Origin of the sequence: Haloarchaeobius marinus (assembly GCF_051207415.1) — an archaeon.
Classification (GTDB): domain Archaea; phylum Halobacteriota; class Halobacteria; order Halobacteriales; family Natrialbaceae; genus Haloarchaeobius.
The window spans coordinates 1-673 of sequence record NZ_JBPKGD010000014.1 but is presented as its reverse complement, the minus strand read 5'-3'; the positions used below and the strand labels follow the sequence as shown (position 1 = coordinate 673).

The 673-nt window shown below is 59.1% G+C and carries 1 protein-coding gene; it reads left to right on the top strand.

Annotated elements, in window-relative coordinates:
• Window positions 1–673 (top strand): transposase (locus ACSC1W_RS20880; RefSeq protein WP_435349775.1); only part of this gene is annotated, 673 nt, incomplete at both ends.

Below are 673 nucleotides of genomic sequence, written 5' to 3'. Positions count from 1 at the left end.
TCGGAAGCGCGACTGTCCAACAGGTCACGCGCAAGAACAGCGAAGCGTGGCGGTCGTTCTTTGCCCTCAAAGAGAAAGGCGAGAACGCTAACCCACCGTCGTACTGGGGCAACGAGGAGGACGGACGCGAACTCCGTACCTACATCCGATGCAACCAGTACACGATTGAGTGGGGCAAGCGTAGCCGTCTCGAAATCCCTGTCGGGCAAGAACTGAAAGACGAATACGGACTCGGCTACCACGAACGACTCCGCCTCGAAGTCCGAGGCAACCCGAAGTGGGACGGCAAACAGGGTCGTCTGGAACTTGAATACGACGAGGTTAGCGACACGTTCAGGGCTTTTCAACCAGTCACCGTACCTGATTCTCGACTGGATTCACCACTGGCTTCTCACGAAGCCGCCCTCGACGTTGGCGCGAACAATCTCGTCGCCTGTTCCACGACTACTGGGAACCAGTACCTCTACGACGGGCGGGAGTTGTTCGGACGGTTCCGCGAAACGACCGACGAGATCGCCCGTCTACAGTCGAAACTCCGTGAGGGACGATACTCCTCGAATCGGATTCGACGGCTGTACCGACAGCGGACGAAGCGTCGTGACCACGCACAGAACGCGCTGGTGCGCGACCTCGTTGAACGGCTGTACGACGAGGGCGTGGCGACGGTGTACGT